The sequence below is a fragment of the Sphingobium tyrosinilyticum genome, assembly GCF_042654265.1.
Taxonomy (GTDB): domain Bacteria; phylum Pseudomonadota; class Alphaproteobacteria; order Sphingomonadales; family Sphingomonadaceae; genus Sphingobium; species Sphingobium tyrosinilyticum.
Genome location: NZ_JBHSFZ010000015.1, coordinates 1 through 18,644, shown reverse-complemented (window position 1 = coordinate 18,644; position 18,644 = coordinate 1). Strand labels below are relative to the sequence as shown.

Sequence of the window (18,644 nt, the reverse complement as noted above, 5' to 3'; positions counted from 1 at the left end):
GACGGGAACGACCACAAACGAGAATGGCTCCGACCCCTTCGCGCCCTCAAAGCTCCTTCAGCGCGCGCTTCGCGTCGAAGACGGCGTCTGCAGCCTTTCCGCTTACCCGATCGACATCCTTGTCGAATTGTCTGACGATGGCTGGCGCGGTGAGGCCGTCCATGCCCTGCCGCACGAGCCGCTCATATTCCTGTCGATTGTCTGCCTTGGCAAACATTCGCGCCTGATGTTCCCTGATCGCCGCCTCAAGCTTGAGGCGGTCCTTGGGACCCACATCGCGCCGCGCGGCCTGAAGGCTTTGTTCGAACGCGGCCTGGCTACTACCATCAATCACTGTAGGACCGTCATTGCGGTTGCAGGCCCCCAGCAGAGCGTAGGCAATCAGGAGCGGCGCAAAGCGAAGGGGCGAAGTTCTTCTCGCATTTTCAACCATCAGCTACCAAGCACTGACGATCAGAAGAGTTCCGACGGCGGCTTCACCCGCGCCGCAGGGCGGACGCTCCTTCATGATCTGCTTGAAGGGGGAACCGTGAGCTTCTCGACCTCATCCATCAAAGCCAGGGCGTCACTTACCGCCGCCGAGGAAGCCGTATTGTCGAATATGCACCAGGTCTGCCGGTGCGCTGCTGTTTCCTGATGAAGCAACGCCGCATAAGAATGCACCCGATCGGCATAGCTGGACCGGTACATAACCGGGGAGCCGTGCAGCCGCCAGTAGCGTAGGCCGTTCCATCCTCCGGGGTAGGCGGCTGCCGGGCAGACGGCTGGATCGGCCCCTACACGCGCAATCTGGTGCTGGTTGAGCAGTGCTTCGGCTTCCGCCTCGAACCAACTGGGATGGCGCGGCTCGCAAGCAATCGAGGCTGAGCTGCTCGAGCTCAAATCGCTGAAGAAGCGGCTCGCTACCTCCAGCTTGAATTCGAGCTTGGGCGGCAGCTGAACCAGCAGCACGGCCAGCTTCCTCTCCAATATGTGCGCCTCTGCCAGAAACTGGTCGAGTGGCGCAGCGCAATCCAAAAGCTTGAGTTCGTGCGTGATGCGCTTCGGCAGTTTGACCGAAAAGAGGAAACCTTCAGGCGAGTTATCGCGCCAGCGCGCCCAGGTCGAAGGCCGGTGCGAGCGGTGGAAAGAACTGTTGATCTCCGCGACCTTGAACCGCGAGGCATATCTTTCGAGGCCAGAACCCTCGCTGGGAAAGGCCTCCGCTGACGCGCGAGAAATGCTCCACCCTGCCGTGCCGATATTAATTGCCTGCATCGCTCTGAAACCTCGAGGGTGGGATTTTGCCGATCGCCTTAAAGCGACACAGGGTGACCTCATGGCTGAGGGAGAGCCGTGCCGATCGGCCGGCTGGTGGTGTCCGGCCGCGTTGCAGTTGCATGCTCAATGCTTGGGTCTCTTGCCAGCGCCTCGCCTGTCCCTCAGTCGCGGCGGCGAGACGGGCGGTCGTTTGGCTGTATATCCGTGTGATTGCATCTTCCCCATGCTAGCTGTCCTCCGACCGAGCATCAGCTTCTCATCGCGAACCCTCGGCCTTCGATGGTGTTCCGCTGACGAGGCCCGCCTTGGAACAGCTTTATCTCTGTTGCACTTCTATCGGCTATGGAGCAGATGCACGCAGCAATTGATTTCCTGGCGAAAATGGTCGAGCTCGCGGGAGTGGCGATCATCGTCGGCGGCACCTTCCTGTCGAGCGCATATTTCCTGCGTGGGGGAGTACGGGGCGATTGGCGCCAAGCCTATGATCGATATAGGGCCAACCTCGGACGGGGGATCCTGCTCGGGCTGGAGCTTCTGGTTGGCGCGGACATCATGTCTACAGTTACTGCGCCGCTCACCTTCACGAGCCTGGGCTTACTTGCTGCTATTGTCGTCATACGCACATTCCTCAGCTTCTCGCTCGAAACGGAGATAGAGGGCTGCTGGCCCTGGCAGCGATCACGCCGCGCGGGTGCCGAGGATGTCCGGTGACTGCTCGCGGCAAACCGCCGACCACCTTGGGAAGGCGCCACGGTCTGCGCAGGACGCATGATGAGGGAACAGGCACGAGGGCGGGGGGTTCATCATCCCACCAAGCCGGAGAGACTGATCATGGCTGCACGACCTTATTGGAGAGGCCAAATCCGCCTGGCCTTGGTGTCCATTCCTGTCGAAATTTATTCCGCGACCAAGAGCGGCGCGACCATCGCATTCAACCAGATCCACGAGCCGTCGGGCAAACGCATCAAATACGAGAAGGTCGTTCCTGGGATCGGTCCGGTCAACGTCGAGGACATTGTAAAAGGGTTTGAATATGCCAAAGGTGAATATGTCCTGCTCGATGAGAAGGAAATCGAAGGCGTCAAGCTCGAGAGCAAAAAGACGCTGGAACTGACGCAATTCGTCGATGCGCAGGACATCGACATGATCTATTTTGAAAAGCCATATTATGTGGTGCCGGCCGACGATCTGGCGGAAGAGGCCTTCATCGTACTGCGTGAAGCGCTGCGTCGGAGCGGCAAGATCGGCCTGGGCCAGCTTGCCATGCGCGGCCGCGAATATGTCGTTTCAATCAAGGCCTGCGGCCGCGGCATGGTGATGGAGACGCTGCGTTATGCCGATGAGGTGAATAAGGCGGCGAGTTACTTCCGCGACATTGGCGACGCAGACCCGGATGAGGAATTACTCGATCTCGCAACGACCCTCATTGACAAGAAGACGGGTAAATTTGACGCGAGCGAGTTTCACGACCGCTATGTTGACGCGCTGAAGGACCTCATTGAGCGCAAGAAGAAAGGCAAGACCCTTAACATCGATACGGATGAGGGCGGAGCCGATCCGCGCGGCAGCAACGTGGTCGATCTCATGGCAGCACTCAAGAATTCGCTCGGGGGCTCGGGCGGCGCAAAGCCTGCAGCGAAGAAGCCGGCGAATAAGGCAAGTGGGAAGAAGCCGGCCGCCAAGGCTCCGGCCAAGTCGCCTGCACGAAAGCGGGCTTGATCAAGGTGGCTGGGGCGATCCGACAGCGCGATGACGATGACAATGATGCCGCTTTCGCTGAAGGTGCCATCACCTTGTGGAGCAATCTCCTGGCCCTTATCGGCACATACCTTCTCGAGGCGGGGACGCCGCGGCAAGAAGTGCTTGATATGCTCACGATGCTACATGAAACAAATGAGGAGACAGTGCGCTCGCCTCGGGCCCGCGCCATTGCCGGGCGGCATCTGATGTCGGTTTATCGCGCGCTGGGTGATGCTTGACGACAAGAGATCAGGCGTTCGGTCCAAAGCGGCGTCGCGCAGGATCGCGGCGACACGGATAGCGACCTTTGATTTCCTGATTGAAGAATGCACCGGCTGAGCGGGCCTTGCACAATTCTTCGAATATGATGCCGGGCACATCATAATATACATATTTGCCAGTCTGCCGGAATGAGATGGTCAACATCCTTGCGTCATCATCGAAGGCGGCGCGATCGATCATCGACGAGTTTGTGAAGCGGCACGCGCGCATGAAGAAGCAGCGCTCGCCCGACTCCTGCGTTCCGACGGTTGCGCCCGTGCGAATCGGTTTCAAGTTGAGGTGAGTCTGCGTTCAGGCTTGGCGATCGCCGCCAGGACCCTCGCTTGTCGTCACGGGTTATACACCCATGGACGACAGGACCATCGGTGAAAAGTTGCGGGGCATGGCCGAGCATCGCGGCCTAAAGCTCGTGAAGTCACGTAGGCGCAAGCCAGGAACGGGAGATTATGGCAAATTCGGCCTGACGGATGCGACTGGAAAGGCGTTGCTTGGTATTGGAGACGATGGCCTTACGGCCTCGGCTGCTGAGGTCGAGGAGTATCTTCGCGCCGGAGCAGCCAATACATGGAAGGCGTCGGCCGACGCGACGCCTGCGAGACCCGCAAAGCCTGCGCCCGGCGCCAAGGCGAAGGACGCTAAGGACAGAGATGCCGACACGCCGCCACCCACGAGAATAGCGAGAAGAGGTGGAGCTCGGCCCGCCGGCGACCGGCTAGGGCGTGAGCAGGATCCGGAAAAGATCGCGGAACTGAAGTCTCGGCAGGGGCGCCCGATGCGTAAGCGGGCTGCTGAGCCTGGCTCGACGCGAGTGGGACCGGCGCGTGCGAAGCCTGAGCAGACGCCGACGCCAAAGCCAGAACCCAAACTTGCAATACGGGTTGCTAAATCGGGTGACGCCGCCGCACTGGCGAGATTGTTGGACCAACTGACCCATATCGAGATCGACGAGCTTGCGATCGCCCGCAATCTAGCCGCTGTTCAACAAGCAAAGGGGGGCATGTTGGTTGCTGAACTGGGTACTTTGGTCGGCTGCTGTGGTTGGGCTTTGGTGCCCACGGTACAGCATGGGGAAGTCGGCCGCATCACCATGCTGCTTGTGGATGCCAACCATCGTCGCCGCAGGATTGGATCTGCCATGCTCGAGGCAGCCATGACCGCGTTGCGTGAAGCCGGCTGCACCATGGTTGAGGTGATGAGTGACATTGAGATCGCGCATTCTCATGGATTTTTCCGGGGGCTCAAATTCGAACAGACCAGCTACCGCTTCTCCCGTGCTATCGGCGCTCCTTCTTAGGCAGTGCGCCGCGCGTTTGGGAACAGGCTCCATGTCTGCGGATTGAAGAGAGACATTCACCAGACGGAACCGCATGCCAAAGGCGCAAACCAATCAAGCCGGCGAAAAGCTGACGAAATACCGCGCAAAGCGCGATTTCGCGCTGACTCCGGAGCCCACAGGCGCGAGCGTGCCGTCCACCGGTAACGGCTTTGTCGTACAGAAACATGCCGCAACCAGACTCCATTATGATTTCCGCCTGGAGCTCGACGATGTGCTTGTCAGCTGGGCCGTGACCCGCGGGCCAAGCCTTAATCCTGATGATAAACGCTTGGCTGTGCGCACCGAGGACCATCCGCTCGACTATGCCCGGTTCGAGGGCACCATCCCCAAAGGAGAATATGGCGGCGGGACGGTAATGCTCTGGGACAATGGCACGTGGGAGTCGATCCCCGGAAAGGACCCGCGGCGGACATTGCCTGAAGGTCATCTCCATTTCATCCTTCATGGCCGCCGGATGCAGGGCGAGTGGATCCTCTTCCGCCTGAAGCCGCGCGGCAAGGAGAAGGGCGAGAACTGGATCCTCCGCAAGGTGAAGGATGAATTCGCGGGAGGGTCAGATGACCTGGTTGGCACCCATCTCACCAGCATCGAAAGCGGTCGCACCATGGAGGAAATTGCAGCGGGGAAAAAGGGGGCGAAGCGCAAGAGTGCGAAGGCCGCCACGGCACTTCCGAGCTCGCCCAGGACAGCGACAAGGGTGGCGGCAAAAAAGGGCAATGCCACCGGAAAGCTGCCGCCCTTCCGACCCGTGCAGCTCGCTGCGCTGGTCGACCATGTGCCCCCGGGCGATCGTTGGCTGCACGAGCTTAAATATGACGGTTACCGCACGCTTCTCGCGGTTGGCGGGGGTGAGGGGCGTGCCTATACCCGCTCAGGGCTCGATTGGTCCGATCGCTTTGCCGCGCTGATTGCCGACGCGCTCACACTCGACATGTCCAGTGCCCTGATCGACGGTGAGGCGGTTGTGCTCCTGCCCGATGGCCGCACGAGCTTCCAGGCTCTTCAGGCCGCCCTCAAAGGCAATCCCCGAAAGATCGACTACTTTGCCTTTGACCTCCTTGAATTGAACGGTGAAGATCTCACGCAGCGGCCGCTCACCGAGCGGAAGGAGATGCTGGCCGCTTTGCTGGGGGATGGTATTGGTCACCTGCGCTATTCCGATCATATTGTCGGGCGGGGCGAGCAGTTGTTCGACAGCTTTTGCGGCGCAGGCCTCGAGGGCGTCATCTCCAAGCGGATTGACGCCCGCTACTCGGGGTCCCGGTCAGGCAGTTGGGTCAAGACCAAGTGCATCCGGCGCCAGGAATTTGTGATCGTCGGCTGGACGCCCTCGGACAAGCAGCGCGGATTTCGCTCGCTGCTTCTCGGAGTGAATGAAGAAGGCACACTTCGCTTTGCCGGCAAGGTCGGCACAGGATTTACAGGCGACGAGATCGAACGTCTCATGGCATTGATGGCGCCCCTCGAGCAGGAGAGCGCTACCGTGGAGGCGCCGCGCCCAGCTGTCCGCGGCGCGCACTGGATAAAGCCAAAGTTGGTCGCCGAAATTGCCTATATCGAATTTACAGATGAAGGGGTGCTGCGGCATCCGAGCTATCTTGGCCTGCGAGAGGACAAGAAGCCTGAGGCCGTTGTCCTTGAGGTTGAGGCGCCGGTAGAGATCGTCACCTGCGCGCCGGTCGGCAGCGGCGTCAAAATCAGCAATCGCGAGCGGGTGATCTTTCCAGAGGGCAAGCTCACCAAAGGGCTGCTGGCAGATTATTATGAAGCGGTGGCAGAGGTCATGTTGCCATGGGCAGGCAGTCGCCCCATCAGCCTGGTACGTTGCCCGCAGGGCAGGGACAAGAAATGCTTTTTCCAGAAGCATGATGCCGGCAGCTTCGGGGAGGCGGTCAAGCATGTCGCCATTCGGGAGAAGGATGGGCATGAAGAGCCCTATCTGTTCGTCGATACGCCAGCGGGCCTTCTCACCTGCGTACAAATGGGCACGATCGAGTTTCATGGCTGGGGAGCCCGGATTGAGGATGTCGAAAAAGCTGACCGGCTAGTCTTTGATCTCGATCCCGATGAAGGCCTCGATTTCAAGGATGTGGTCTCAGCCGCTTTCCATGTGAAGGATGTGCTGGCGCAGATGGGGCTCGTCACTTTTCCCATGGTGACGGGCGGCAAGGGCGTCCATGTGATTGCGCCGCTTACCCCCGCGGCCGAGTGGCCGCAGGTGAAAGATTTCGCTCACCGCTTCGCCATGGCCCTTGCACAGGCCGAGCCCGCCCGCTTCACCGCTGCCCTTGCAAAGGCAAAGCGCACCGGACGCATTTTCATCGATTATCTGCGTAACCAGCGCGGCGCGACCGCAGTCATGCCGTATAGTGCACGCTCACGGCCGTTCGCGCCTGTAGCAGCGCCCCTCACATGGGAAGAATTGCGGGACCTGGATAGTCCCGCGCATTGGCATATCGGCAATGGCGCTGAACTGCTGAAGCGCGCCAGCTCGAAGGACCTTTTTCATTGGGGCAGGGCTGATCAGATCCTTCCTGACCTTTGATGGCGGCGCTTCTCGTGTCGCTCCAGTGCCTGAGCATCCAGCTGAGCTGCTAGACAGCCGGAAATTTTTAAGGCCTCTGCTCCGGCTTACTGGAACGGCGGCGAATGCTGCTAGTTGTCGATTAGCTTAATGGGTGAGAAGCTGATGTTCTTTTTCTTTTCGAGCAAGTTTGGGTGCCTGGGATCGCTACTCATATCGGTGTTTCTCAGCCTTGTCCTTCTAGGGATTCTTGGTGTTATAAACTTCCGTGACATGGGGGGCTGGTAATTATTCAAGAATAGCGCCGCCATTCTTTACAGGGCCGTTGCGGCTAATTGGCTATTGATGGCTTATCTTCTTTTCAATGAAAATCATGGCTGCGGATAGGCAAAAGCTGGTCCGGCTCCGTGATTGTCCCGAAAGGCGGTGAGGCTAAAGTCCGTCCCCGAGGGAACGCGGGATCGCGTGGATCGGGGCCCCCGCCATGACTAGCGCCATCACCCCGTCCGGGCGTGACGCTGAACTTGGTCCGCCCGATCGAGCGCAGCATCGCGTCATGATCGGTGATCCTATCGCATATGATGTGGATCACCTCGCCCTCCTGCTGCAGCCGTCCCCGCATCGCGATCATCGAGGCGGACATGACCTGCCGCCGATAGATCTCGAACCGGTCAGGCCAGAGAATGCCCTGAGCGACCCCCGTCTCGTCCTCGATCGTGACGAATAGCACCCCCTTGGCTGACCCGGGCCGCTGGCGCACTAGAATGACACCTGCCACTTCGACATTGCGGCCATCGCGGATGGACCTGAGATCCGCGCAGCGCACGATCTGCATCGCCTCAAGCTCGGGACGAAGGAAGGTGAGCGGATGATTGCGCAGCGAGAGCTGGAGCGAGCGATAGTCCTCCACCACCTCACGGCCTTCGGTCATAGGTTGAAGGGCGACTGGCGCTTCCTGGCCTTCAGGTGAGAATCTGCCCTCGCGCGCGTCCGCAGCGGCAAAGAGTGGGAGGGGGGCTTCGCCCAGTCCCTTGACCCTCCAAAGCCCCTGGCGCCGGTCCTGGGCGATGCAGGCAAAGGCATCGGCCTCTGCAAGCCGTTCGATCGCAGCGCGGGGTACGCCGGAGCGGCGCCAGACCTCCTCAACGCTCTCGAACAGCGCCGGCCCGCGTGCCCCGGCGATCGCAGCGCCATGGCTATTGGCTAGCCCACGTACTTGCCGAAACCCGAGCCGCACGGCCTTGGTGCGACCGCGTGCGGGCTCAAGCGTACAATCCCAATGGCTGTGGTTGATGGAGACTGGCCGAACCTCGACACCATGGTTGCGGGCATCGCGCACGATCTGAGCCGGCGCATAGAAACCCATGGGCTGGGCGTTCAGCAAAGCGGCGCAGAAGACATCGGGATGATGATGCTTCATCCAGCAGGAGGCATAGGCGATCTTAGCGAAGCTCGCTGCATGGCTTTCGGGGAAGCCATAGCTCCCGAACCCCTCGATCTGCTTGAAGGTCCGCTCGGCAAAGTCCTTGGGATATCCGCGCGCGATCATGCCGTTCACCAACTTGTCGTAAAAATGGCTGACTCCGCCGGTCAGCTTGAAGGTCGCCATGGCACGTCGCAGCTGGTCGGCCTCAGCGGGGGTGAACCCGGCGCCGACGATCGCGACCTTCATCGCCTGTTCCTGAAAAAGCGGCACGCCCAGCGTCTTCTTCAGAACAGCCTTCAGTTCGTCCTTAGGATATTCGGGCACCTCCTTGCCCTCGCGCCGGCGCAGATAGGGATGCACCATGTCGCCCTGGATCGGCCCGGGGCGGACGATCGCGACTTCGATGACAAGATCATAAAATTCCTTGGGCTTGATCCGCGGCAGCATCGACATCTGCGCGCGGCTCTCGATCTGGAAGACGCCGAGCGTGTCGGCGCGCTGGATCATGGCATAGACGGCCGGATCATCATCCTGAAGGTCGGCCATCGTCTTCTTGATGCCCTTATGCTCGCCTAGCAGATTGAAGGCGCGGTTCATGCAACCAAGCATGCCAAGGCCCAGCACATCGACCTTCATGAAGTTCAAGGCATCGATATCATTCTTATCCCATTCGATAATTTGCCGGTCTTCCATCCGCGCTGGCTCGATCGGCACGAGATCATCGAGCCGGTCCTGGGTCAGCACAAAGCCGCCGGGATGCTGGGAGAGGTGGCGGGGCGTGCCGATCAGCTGGCGGGATAGCTCCAGCGTCAGCTTCAGCCGATGATCATCGGCATTGAGGTTGAGGCGCTCAATCTGCTGGTCGGTGATGCCGTCAATCGACCACCCCCAGACGAGGCCGGTGAGCATCTTGGTCAAGTCGCGTGGCAGCCCCAGCGCCTTGCCCACCTCGGCGACAGCGCCGCGCGTGCGATAGCGGGTCACCACCGCTGTCAGCGCCGAGCGGGTCCGGCCATAGGTCTGGTAGATCCACTGGATGATTTCCTCGCGCCGCTCATGCTCGAAATCGACGTCGATATCGGGCGGCTCCTTGCGCTCGCCTGATACAAAGCGCTCGAAGAGCAGCTCATGCTTGATGGGATCGATCGAAGTGATGCCCAGCATGAAACAAACGCAGCTATTGGCGGCCGAGCCCCGCCCCTGACACAAAATGCCCCGCCGCCGACTCTCAGCGACGATCGCATTTACTGTCAGGAAATAGGGGGCGTAACCCAGTTGCTCGATCAGTTTGAGCTCATGGTCGATCTGCTGCGCATAGAGCGGCGGCAACCCGGTGGGGAACATGCGCGCGCCGCCCTCTGCAGTAAGGGCGGCCAGCGCCTCCTGCGCGGTGCGGCCCTCCATCACCTGCTCATAGGGATATTGATATTGGATCTCCCCCAGGTCAAACCGGCATTGATCGGCAATATCCGCGCTGGCCTCGATCGCGTCGGGGAAGGCAGCGAAGCGCCGCTCCATCTCCTCGGGCGCTTTGAGGTTGCGGTCCATATAACGCTCGCGCCTGAAGCCGAGGGCATCGATGCTGGTCTTTTCGCGGATCGCGGTCATGACATCCTGCAGCGGTCGCATCTCCGGCGAATGATAGAGGATATCGCCGGTGGCAACGCTGCGCACGCCCGTGGCGCGGGCCATCGTGTCCAGCCCATGCAGCCGGGCGATGTCTCCCGGCCGTCGGCGCAGCGATAGTGCCATATAAGCGCGGGCGCCAAACGCCTCTTGCAACTCGGCCAAATTGGACAGCATGCTGTTGCCGGGAAGATCAGGTACGAGGATCGCGACCTGCCCCTCAGCATGGGCGACGACGTCGGCCCAGTCGAGAAGACAAAAGCCCTTGCCCCCGCGGGCCTTGCCGATGGAAAGCAGCCGGGTCAGGCGAGACCAGGCCGAGCGATCGGTGGGATAGAGGAGGAGGGTGCGCCCGTCCCGCAGACCGACCCGACACCCGGCGATCATCCGCACCCCGGTCACCTTCTGTGCGTCCCAACCGCGCACCACGCCTGCAACGCTGCCCCAATCGGCAAGGCCGAGTACCGTGTGCCCCAGCAGCGCTGCGGCGGAGAAAAGCTGTTCGGGCGAGGAGGCGCCGCGCAGGAAGGAGAAGTGGCTTGTTACCTGCAGCTCGACATAGCGGGCCATCAGCCGAAGATCCCGTGCATGAACCAGCTTAAATTACCGGTCTGCTCATCGACCCCATCGCCGCGGCGGAACAGCCAGAAGCGACCACCATCTTCCGCCTCGACCCGGAAATAATCGCGCACCGCCCATAGCTCCTCACGCGAACGCCACCATTCGCCATGGATGCGCTCGGGTCCGTCGCCTGCGACGACACGATAGGCTTTTCCTCGCCAGGTAAAGCGTCGCGGCGGATGGTCGGGCATCAGGGCGACGACATGGACAAGAGGCTCAGGGTGCCTGAGCATCCGGACCGGCCGCCTCCAGCGCGGCCAGCCCAACGGTTTTGCCAGCGGCCCGATCCGCCGCACCGCCCGCTCGGGCACATCGCTCTCATGGGAGGTCAGGCGGAAGGGCCTGTCCGGCTCGATCCTGCCCGTAAGCTGATCAACGAGCGGCGCGACGTCGGGCGGCCGTTCATCCCGGCCGAGGCCAGCCTCAATCGTCTGGACTGTCAGCGCTTCGACGCGCGCGGCGGTGAGGGTCATCGCCTCGATACCGAGGCCCGGATCGATCCGCTCGACGCGCATAGATAACATGCGCTTCAAATGTATGGGCTCCCGCGTCGCCCGGGCCGTGCCGATGGCGATGTGCTGGTCGCTCCCATCGACAATCAAACAGGCAAGATGCGCGGTGCGCAGGCCAAGGCTGCGTTGCTGCAGCATGATCACAAGGTCATCGACGAGATCGAGGATCACCTGAATGATCGCCTCTGCCGTGCCGATCGGCTCAAGCAGCCGGCGTTCCACCCGTGGCGCTTCGAACGGCACCATCGGGACTAGGGGTTCTGCCACAATGCCGCGCGCTTGGTCGAGCCGTTGCACCGCCCTCAGGCCCAGCCGCCGGGCAAGGGGTCCGCGCGGCATGGGGTATAGGTCCGCGATCCGCTCAAGCCCGAACCGGGCGGCCCCCTGCAGCGCCTCAGGCTCAAGACGCAGCGCTGCCAGAGGAAAGTCGGCTAGCGCTTCGGTTTCCTTTCCAGATGGTAAGAGCCTCACCGCTTCGCCCCCATAGCGTGCCAGCGCATGTGCGGCGCCTGGCGTCCCGGCGATCGCGATGCTGGCGGTAAAGCCCAAGCGTTCAAGGAAGCGCAGCAGTCGTCGACAGAAGCGCTGCTCCCCGCCGAAGAGATGGGTGGTGCCGGTGAGATCCAGCCAAAGCCCATCCTCCCCGCTGACGCTCGCCGTCGGGGTCCAGTGAGCGACTGCATGAAGAGCAAGCCGATCGAGCCAGGCGCGATCCGCGTCCGGCTCAGCGTCACGGACGTCGAGCTCTGTCACCAGCGCGCGGGCGTGGGCTGCCGCCATGCCTGGGCGAAGCCCGAGTTCGAGCGCGACTGGGCAGGCGGAGGTGACGATGTCGCGCTGCCCCGTGCGAGAGATCAGGATGGTTGGCCTGCCCCACAAGCGCCTCCAGCCGATCGCAGGCGTTGACACTGACCCGCCCCCTTCATCGGCAGGCATGGCCCGGAAGGGATGCTGGGCCGCTTCGCTCCGTCGGCCCATCTCGCGCATGGACGGGCGCTGATGCGCCGGCAAGGCGTCGATCTCGGCCTCAATAGGTTTATGTCTTAGCACCCCGTCGCGGGCCCAGCGCGCACCGGGACGCCAGCCGCCGCCGCGCGGCACGGAGCAGGCACCCGGATCATCGTCGACCGGCGGCGCGAAGCGGGGCCCGGCCGTGACGTGCTCAAGCGGCTCGGTTGGTTGCTCTAGCCGTCGCAGCCGCTCGATGGCGAGCTGGGGCAGGTAGAGCGAGGCGACCCGTGTCATCGCACGCTTCCAATTCAAGAGAGAAGGGATTGCCATTGCGCTGCCGGACGAGCTCGACCGACCAGCGCGGCCGGCCGATACCGGGATGAGGCAGGGGCTCTGATGGCGCGCAGCCGATCCGCCAGCGCGTCATCGCCGAGGAGAGGCCGATCAAAGGGCATCGTTCGCGCAAACGGTGGCGCCGGAAGAGGAGCATCGGCGTTTTACCGTCAGCGGCAGCAAGCTGCAGCCGGCGCGTCGCCGTCTGATCAGCCGCCTTCACCTCCGCAATGACGCAGGCCAGCGATCCATCGCGCAGGGCATCCTCCGCCATGGCCAGGACCGCGCTGTCTTTCAGCCCTTGCGCATAGAAAATCCGGTCGGGACCAAGGCCCACCTGTTCAAGACCCGGCGCATAAAGGTCAAAACGGCTCAAGGCCCAGAAAATATCTGCCTTTTTACGGGCCGCGAAGCGTGCGGCGATGCCCGCGATAAAGAGCGTGGCGGCGGCATCGTCGTTCAGCGTTGCCGAGGCCGCGGCAATCTCATGCAGACCAGCGCCATGGAGGCCATGGTCGGCAAGCGGGTCGTCCATATCCGGCACCCCAAAAGGCAGCGAAGGGACGTGTACCGCGCAACTCTGCCCGAGGTTCGCGCGAAGCGCTTTAACAGCATCCACCTGATGCTGATCGAGAGAAGGAGAGGGGCTGGGCATGGGAACATATCGACTCAGATGTTCCCTTTATGTTCCGTTGTTCCACGGGATTCGTCAAGGCTGATGAATCCTGTTGCTCTAGCCTCTTGGCGTGTCTCTCTGCTCAGCCCTTCAGCATTTGCAGTGTTGCCGGATCCCGCTCACCGTCAAACCAGCGGTCCAGTGCGTCAGCGAAAAGCGGCTGAGGGTCGGCGCACGCGAACAGGGTCAAAGAGGAGCGCAGCTTCCTGGCATCGATCAAACCGAAGACTGAGATGGGGTCTTGGCTCGCAAGCGCCTGCAGCGCCGTCACGCATTCGAGGTAGCGCGGACCCAGCAAAGCATGGTCGAGATAGGCTCGGGCTTCCGCGAGCGAGGCAATGCCGTAATAATTGGCAGTCGGGCTCTGGCCCAGACCACGAAGCTGCGGGAAGATAAACCACATCCAGTGCGACCGCTTTGCACCTGTCCGGATTTCCGCCAAAGCCGTGTCATAGACGTGGGCTTGCGCCTCGACGAAGCGCGCGAGGGTTGCATCGGTGATCATCAAACAAGCGCTCCCTGCGCGGGCGGAGCGCCATAGACCTGGGTGACGGGCAAGCTCCCCTGCGGCAGCCAGCGAAGCACTTCGCTGGCCGGAACTGTCGGGTCAAGCCAGTCGGCCCATTGGTCACGGGTCAGCGGGATGATCTGGCGATGATGATAGGGCGCAACGTCGGGCCCGGCATCCATGGTGAGCATGGTGAAGGCCTCGCCAGCGGGGCTCTCTCGCCAAATGCCGGCAATGCAGAACCATGGGTGATCCTTCAACGTGAACAGCCACTTGTCGCGCCGCTTCCGTGTGGGGTCGGCCGGATCGGTAAATTCATAGAAGCCATCGGCCACGATCAGGCAGCGGTGCGAACTGAACGCGCGACCCTCGCTGCGGAAATTATAGACCGGCTTGCCCTTGGGCCCCGGCCAACTCCACCGTCTATTGACCAGTTCGCCCACACCACGTTCACCTTCGATGGAACGGACGATGGGCGCCATGTCAGTGATCTTGATGTCCTCGCGCGCCGGCACATTGGGTGCGCCTTCAGGCATTTTGATCCTGATCTGCAGGTTTTTAAAATCCTCGGCGATCGAGGCGATATCGACCTCCAGGCGGTAGTCATTGCACATCGCATGCTCCTCACCAGTTGCGCCTCTCGCTTCGGCTATCCAAAGAATGCGGTTGATCTGACCGCACGCGTGCCTTCTATGCTGTTACGATGTTCGGTCGGAGGGAAAGTCATCGCCCTTGTAGAGGAGGGGCACACCTGCGATCCGGGCACAGGCATAAGCGAAGCAGTCGCCGAAGTTGAGCGAGGCCGGGTGCCGTGACTTCCCGTAGCGATCATAGGCGTCGATGGCGTGGTTGCGGGCCTCTGGCGGTACGGCTGTGACCTGAATTTCGGCAAGGGCAAGAAATTCATCCACAGCTTGGTGGGCGTGACGAAGCTCCAGGTCGAGAATTCGAGCAATTGCCAGTACCGTCTCCCCCACCGCCAAGGGGGATGTGAGGCGAACGCGCGCCTTTTGAAGGCGAGCCAACAACTCCGGAGCATCGCTTTCGTGCGCTAGTATCGATGTGAGAGCAGACGCGTCCACGAACATTATGGTTCACCATAGAGGCTATCGATAAATTTCTTGTTAGCCGCCCGTCCCGCATCGGGTCCGGCTTTTGCCCGCAACGAACGGGCGAACGCCAAACCGCGTTCCACCAGCGACGGCATTTGTTGCTCGCGCTCGAGCTCGTGTCGCAGAGCACGGCGGATAGCTTCAGTTTTGCCTACTTTCTGCAGCATCGCGAGGCGTTCTGCCATGCGGTTCACTTCATTATTCTTCACATAAAGCGGCATGGGATTTCCTCCGATGAGGAGAATATCTCCCTGAATATGAGCTGAGCAGCTACACATGGACAGGCAGAAAACTGATCGTTTCAACGGACCTTGATACCGATCGACGTTCCGTTTATGTTCTGGGCATGGATTTGAAGGGCGCTCCGTTCGACCCCGATGCGCATGGAAGCCGGCGCGCGATCATCAGGCGAAACCCTGATGACATGGCTGAAATTGAGATGATCGAGGCGATCTGGGGTTCCAATCCCCAGTTCAGCGACGGCATCTCCTACGAGTTCATACGTGCTGAAGGAAAGCGCTTCCCCAGCAACCGCTGCCTGGTACCGGCGTCAGAATTCCATATCCGCAATGGCGAGAAGAAATTTCGTGCCTTCAGGCAGGACGGCAATTTCTTCTACCTCGCCGGTTTCTGGGAGCCGCCCATGGGTAGCTGGCCGGTCAGCTACCGTATCCTCACGGTCGACGCCAATCCGGAGGTGATCCGCTACCAGGCCCGACATGGAGCGATCATCGAACGCCGCGCTGCGCAGGAGTGGCTCGATTTCACGGTGCCAGAGGAAGAACTGCTGGTGACCCCGCCTGCGGGCATGTTCGCCCTCGAGGAAATACTGACGCAGCCGGTGCTGACGAACCTCGCGTTCTAAGCAAAAGGCGCACCAGAAGCGTCTGGTGTTTAGGCAGGTGGTCGGCCTCTCGCTTGGGCAGGTCGTATCCCGGGGTTCTGACATATTGGGGCTCAGTTCCAGCACGTATCAGAGCCCAAGCCGACGGTACGTATCCTCTCAACGGCGCCGCGCTGTGTCAATCGGAACATCGCATATCGACGATTGGCTTGGGAAATTGGTCACTGAGGTCAAAGAGAGGCCGCGATAAGGGACAACCACGGATGAGGGGCTTGTGCATGCCGAGAGAACATCCATATTGTGCAGTGCAGCAAACGCGGCCCCATAATGGCTGCCCGGCAGCATTGAGGACCGGAGATCAGCCCATGAAGAAGTTATCGGCCACGATCGCCCAATTGGCAGCCATGCATCCCATGTCCGCGGCCTCGGCAAAGGAGCCTCAAGGCCGCTTGAAGGACCTCGCCGGTTTCGGTAGCAATCCCGGTGCCTTGAGAGCGAAAGCCCATGTGCCGAAAAATATTAGGGGACATCCAGCCCTCGTTGTCGTTCTGCACGGCTGTACCCAGACGGCGGCGGGGTATGACCGGGGTTCAGGCTGGTCGCAACTGGCGGATGAACATGGCTTTGCCCTCTTGTTTCCTGAGCAGCAGCCGGGCAATAATCCCAATCTCTGCTTCAACTGGTTCTCGCCGGCGGACGCTGCCCGGGATCGTGGCGAGGCGCTGTCCATTCGTCAGATGATCGCTACGATGGTCGAGACCTATGACATAGACGCGTCGCGCATCTTCGTCACAGGTCTGTCTGCAGGCGGCGCAATGGCATCTATCCTGCTAGCGACCTACCCGGAGGTCTTTGCGGGAGGAGCGATCATAGCAGGCCTGCCGTACGGCGCGGCATCGAATGTGTCGCAGGCGCTGGAGGCAATGCGCGGAGCAGGCCGGCACAGCGGCGCTGAACTGGGTGATCGAGTGCGACGTGCCGTTGGTCATTCCGGTCCGTGGCCCAGCATCTCCATCTGGCACGGAACAGCCGATGCGACTGTCTCTGATATCAATGCGGATGCGATCTTGGCGCAATGGCTTTCAGTTCATGGTCTGGACGGAAGGCCGAGCACCACCGCTATGGTCGGCAGCCATCCCCACCGCCGATGGATGGATAAAGCAGGGCGGACTGTGATCGAGGACTATCGCATAACCGGGATGGGCCATGGCACCCCACTCGCCACAACCGGGCGAGATGCCTGCGGAACCGTGATGCCGCACATGCTGGAGGTTGGCATCTCCTCAACCCGCAGAATGGCCGCGACCTGGAAATTGCTCGACGGGAGCTCTTCTGATGCGACGTCGACTCTGCCCGCCGAGAAGACGGCGCAGCTGGAGCGATTGCCGTCCGCCGAGCCCGCGCCTGCCGCGAAGACAGACGTGGAGAAGATCATCGAGGATGCCTTGCGCGCAGCTGGCCTCATGCGCTGACAAAAACCTCCAAGCATGCCGATAGAAGCTAGTGACGAACCGAGGGGAAAACTCGTGAGAAAGGAAGATTTGCCCATCGGGCAAAACCTATGTTGAGTTCACGCATCTCCCAACTCGTAGATATCTGCCGGGACCATCGGATTGTTGTGAAACATTTCGATAACTTGCCTATTGTCCCAAAGATACTAAAGATTGGAGTAGCGAAATCATCTCCTGAGTTGCGAACGGGTTGATCTTCCCGTCCGCTTTCACAAGCGGAGCCAGTTGGGGTTCAACCAACGAAGCAGGACCTACATAGGCCATTGCCCAATCAGTAAACCTCCTAGAGGTGAGAGCTTCCACCTCGAGCACCCGTACATTCTCATGGCGACTGTCTCTTTTGATGCTCGCCATCAATTCATCTAATGCTGTAGGCGAGCCCTCCAGGACCTGCACGAAATTGCTATGGGTGAACATCAGCGCGCCCGTTACGGCTAGATCGCCATTTCTGCTTCGCGCGACTTGGATGATGGCATCAATCTCACCCTCTACGGCCGCGGCAGATAGGGTGCTATCGCTCACATATATGAGAGATTGTAACGGCATATTTCCCCTACTTACTTAGTCTGGCAATTGCGCCCGTGTGCCAAGGTCAATTCTGCTTAATGGAGTGGCTTGATCTACATTAGTGCGCGTAGCTGCTTTTATTCCCTATGATAGTTGAAGAGGCTGTTGTTGGTCGATGATAAAATAGGGTAAGTCGTTGGTCGATGCAAAGCACCCGCTGAGAAAACTTGCAGCAAAGCTCAGCGACAGAGCGGAACTGTCGGACACTGACCGTGAAGCCATTGTTGCGCTTCCCTTCACAACAAAGGCAATGACGGCCGGCCAGCACATCATCCGTGCCGGTCAAATCCCTACATCTTGCACGATCCTTTTGAGCGGCTTTGCGCAGCGGTACAGGTTAGTGAACGATGGCGGTCGTCAGATTGTCGGCTTTCATATGGAAGGCGATTTTGTCGATCTCCATTTTTCGATGCTACATGGTGCCGACCAAAGCGTTCAACTGGTCACACCCGCAAAGCTTGCCGATATTCCGGTCGCAGCGGTTCTAAGGCTCACACGTACCCGCCCGGCTGTGGCTGAGGCCCTCTGGATTGACTCACTCGCTGATGCCTCCGTTTTCCAAGAATGGGTCGTCAGAATAGGTCGGCGCGATGCGCGAGCAAGACTTGCCCATCTGTTGTGTGAACTTGCACTGAAGCAGGAACATGCTGGCTTAGGAAGCCGATCCGAGATCCATCTTCCACTCACTCAGGAGCAGCTTGGTGATGCGCTGGGTCGGTCGCGTCCGTCAACGTGGTGTAATTGGGGTGTGGCCTCGGGCCGCATCGATCAGGCGGCTTTCGGTGTAATCTGTAGCGGCGGCGTCTCCTCGATCA

The 18,644-nt window shown here is 60.6% G+C and carries 19 protein-coding genes; 8 read left to right on the top strand and 11 right to left on the bottom strand.

Features of this window, described 5'->3' with window-relative positions; translation table 11 throughout:
- Positions 1 to 46: 46 nt before the first annotated feature.
- Together ACFO3E_RS08895 and ACFO3E_RS08890 are read right to left on the bottom strand one after the other, a co-directional pair.
- On the bottom strand, positions 47 to 433 hold the full coding sequence (locus ACFO3E_RS08895; protein WP_066530291.1) for a hypothetical protein: 387 nt from the start codon (positions 431 to 433) through the stop codon (positions 47 to 49).
- A gap of 71 nt (positions 434 to 504) precedes the next feature.
- A complete protein-coding gene (locus ACFO3E_RS08890) occupies positions 505 to 1,257 on the bottom strand; it encodes a DUF72 domain-containing protein (RefSeq protein ID WP_066530289.1) in 753 nt (250 codons plus the stop codon).
- A gap of 345 nt (positions 1,258 to 1,602) precedes the next feature.
- On the opposite strand from ACFO3E_RS08890, the gene ACFO3E_RS08885 reads away from it, so the two are divergent.
- The 3 genes from ACFO3E_RS08885 to ACFO3E_RS08875 all read left to right on the top strand — a co-directional run bounded on the left by ACFO3E_RS08885 (position 1,603) and on the right by ACFO3E_RS08875 (position 3,239).
- A complete protein-coding gene (locus tag ACFO3E_RS08885) occupies positions 1,603 to 1,971 on the top strand; it encodes a DUF1622 domain-containing protein (protein WP_066530288.1) in 369 nt (122 codons plus the stop codon).
- A 120-nt stretch (positions 1,972 to 2,091) separates the two neighbouring features.
- Positions 2,092 to 2,979 carry a non-homologous end joining protein Ku gene (gene ku, locus ACFO3E_RS08880; RefSeq protein ID WP_066530286.1) on the top strand — a complete coding sequence of 296 codons (888 nt, stop codon included), beginning with the start codon at positions 2,092 to 2,094 and terminating at the stop codon, positions 2,977 to 2,979.
- 5 nt (positions 2,980 to 2,984) lie between these two features.
- Positions 2,985 to 3,239, top strand: a complete 255-nt coding sequence (locus ACFO3E_RS08875; protein ID WP_380804141.1) for a hypothetical protein — start codon at positions 2,985 to 2,987, stop codon at positions 3,237 to 3,239.
- Between the two features lie 10 nt (positions 3,240 to 3,249).
- On the opposite strand, the gene ACFO3E_RS08870 is transcribed toward ACFO3E_RS08875, so the two are convergent.
- Complete coding sequence (locus ACFO3E_RS08870; RefSeq protein WP_380803906.1) at positions 3,250 to 3,555, bottom strand: KTSC domain-containing protein; 306 nt, start codon at positions 3,553 to 3,555, stop codon at positions 3,250 to 3,252.
- Between the two features lie 73 nt (positions 3,556 to 3,628).
- Here ACFO3E_RS08870 and ACFO3E_RS08865 point away from each other — a divergent pair, with 73 nt between their 5' ends.
- Together ACFO3E_RS08865 and ligD are read left to right on the top strand one after the other, a co-directional pair.
- Positions 3,629 to 4,576, top strand: a complete 948-nt coding sequence (locus tag ACFO3E_RS08865; RefSeq protein ID WP_380803903.1) for a GNAT family N-acetyltransferase — start codon at positions 3,629 to 3,631, stop codon at positions 4,574 to 4,576.
- Positions 4,577 to 4,649: 73 nt separating this feature from the next.
- The gene (gene ligD, locus ACFO3E_RS08860; RefSeq protein ID WP_380803900.1) at positions 4,650 to 7,163 is read left to right on the top strand and encodes a DNA ligase D; all 2,514 of its coding nucleotides are present in this window, start codon (positions 4,650 to 4,652) and stop codon (positions 7,161 to 7,163) included.
- Between the two features lie 340 nt (positions 7,164 to 7,503).
- Here ligD and ACFO3E_RS08855 read toward each other — a convergent pair whose 3' ends face one another.
- From ACFO3E_RS08855 to ACFO3E_RS08825, 7 genes are all read right to left on the bottom strand, one after another.
- A complete protein-coding gene (locus tag ACFO3E_RS08855; RefSeq protein WP_380803897.1) occupies positions 7,504 to 10,764 on the bottom strand; it encodes an error-prone DNA polymerase in 3,261 nt (1,086 codons plus the stop codon).
- Positions 10,764 to 12,572, bottom strand: a complete 1,809-nt coding sequence (locus tag ACFO3E_RS08850) for a DUF6504 family protein (RefSeq protein WP_380803894.1) — start codon at positions 12,570 to 12,572, stop codon at positions 10,764 to 10,766. Before ACFO3E_RS08850 ends, ACFO3E_RS08855 begins: the two co-directional genes overlap by 1 nt.
- Positions 12,490 to 13,146, bottom strand: coding sequence for an ImuA family protein (locus tag ACFO3E_RS08845; RefSeq protein ID WP_380803891.1), 657 nt, complete (start codon positions 13,144 to 13,146; stop codon positions 12,490 to 12,492). The genes ACFO3E_RS08850 and ACFO3E_RS08845 overlap by 83 nt, the downstream gene beginning before the upstream one ends.
- Positions 13,147 to 13,369: 223 nt before the next feature.
- Complete coding sequence (locus ACFO3E_RS08840; protein ID WP_380803888.1) at positions 13,370 to 13,792, bottom strand: DUF1810 domain-containing protein; 423 nt, start codon at positions 13,790 to 13,792, stop codon at positions 13,370 to 13,372.
- Positions 13,792 to 14,409 carry an SOS response-associated peptidase gene (locus ACFO3E_RS08835; protein WP_066530268.1) on the bottom strand — a complete coding sequence of 206 codons (618 nt, stop codon included), beginning with the start codon at positions 14,407 to 14,409 and terminating at the stop codon, positions 13,792 to 13,794. The genes ACFO3E_RS08840 and ACFO3E_RS08835 overlap by 1 nt, the downstream gene beginning before the upstream one ends.
- Before the next feature lie 84 nt (positions 14,410 to 14,493).
- The gene (locus ACFO3E_RS08830; protein WP_380803885.1) at positions 14,494 to 14,883 is read right to left on the bottom strand and encodes a type II toxin-antitoxin system VapC family toxin; all 390 of its coding nucleotides are present in this window, start codon (positions 14,881 to 14,883) and stop codon (positions 14,494 to 14,496) included.
- Complete coding sequence (locus ACFO3E_RS08825) at positions 14,883 to 15,128, bottom strand: type II toxin-antitoxin system VapB family antitoxin (protein ID WP_380803882.1); 246 nt, start codon at positions 15,126 to 15,128, stop codon at positions 14,883 to 14,885. The genes ACFO3E_RS08830 and ACFO3E_RS08825 overlap by 1 nt, the downstream gene beginning before the upstream one ends.
- A 203-nt stretch (positions 15,129 to 15,331) precedes the next feature.
- On the opposite strand from ACFO3E_RS08825, the gene ACFO3E_RS08820 reads away from it, so the two are divergent.
- On the top strand, positions 15,332 to 15,772 hold the full coding sequence (locus tag ACFO3E_RS08820; RefSeq protein ID WP_380803880.1) for an SOS response-associated peptidase family protein: 441 nt from the start codon (positions 15,332 to 15,334) through the stop codon (positions 15,770 to 15,772).
- Between the two features lie 344 nt (positions 15,773 to 16,116).
- Positions 16,117 to 17,223, top strand: coding sequence for an extracellular catalytic domain type 1 short-chain-length polyhydroxyalkanoate depolymerase (locus tag ACFO3E_RS08815; RefSeq protein WP_380803877.1), 1,107 nt, complete (start codon positions 16,117 to 16,119; stop codon positions 17,221 to 17,223).
- Between the two features lie 168 nt (positions 17,224 to 17,391).
- Here ACFO3E_RS08815 and ACFO3E_RS08810 read toward each other — a convergent pair whose 3' ends face one another.
- Positions 17,392 to 17,808, bottom strand: coding sequence for a BLUF domain-containing protein (locus tag ACFO3E_RS08810; protein WP_066530256.1), 417 nt, complete (start codon positions 17,806 to 17,808; stop codon positions 17,392 to 17,394).
- Between the two features lie 157 nt (positions 17,809 to 17,965).
- On the opposite strand from ACFO3E_RS08810, the gene ACFO3E_RS08805 reads away from it, so the two are divergent.
- Positions 17,966 to 18,644: Crp/Fnr family transcriptional regulator (locus ACFO3E_RS08805; RefSeq protein ID WP_380803874.1), on the top strand; the 679-nt coding region annotated here is incomplete at its 3' end.